The sequence below is a fragment of the Chitinibacter sp. ZOR0017 genome, assembly GCF_000799095.1.
Classification (GTDB): domain Bacteria; phylum Pseudomonadota; class Gammaproteobacteria; order Burkholderiales; family Chitinibacteraceae; genus Chitinibacter; species Chitinibacter tainanensis.
Window position 1 is genome coordinate 259401 of record NZ_JTLG01000045.1, and the last position, 393, is coordinate 259793.

Here is a 393-nt window from a genome sequence, read left to right on the forward strand (position 1 = left end):
CTGGAGATGTTTATAAAGATAGAACACATAAAAAAAATAGAATAAATAAAGATTTTTTGTCGAAGCCTGGTTCCGTAGCGAAATTCAATAAAAACCTGGGACTTGAGGAATATTACTACGAATATTCATTGGACGATGGGCGAAAAGGAACAATTGCGGAGCGAGCTTTTACTATTGACGATAATAAATACCCGCCGAATGGATTTGCATCTTGGCCTTTGATTTTTTGTAATTTTCATAACAATCCAGAAACACAATGTACCGCCGGCTTTTCTATCTCAAGGGATTTGCAAGGTTTTTATAGGTTTGAATTCCGACACTTGAAAGATTTCAGAAGTTTGCACCTTTATATAATAGAAACCATTGGTAATTTACAGGAGAAATAGCATGCCG

1 protein-coding gene is annotated in these 393 nt (G+C 35.6%); it reads left to right on the plus strand.

Annotated elements, in window-relative coordinates:
• Positions 1-386: hypothetical protein (locus tag L991_RS17545; RefSeq protein WP_197053917.1), on the plus strand; the 386-nt coding region annotated here is incomplete at its 5' end.
• Between the last annotated feature and the right edge of the window lie 7 nt (positions 387-393).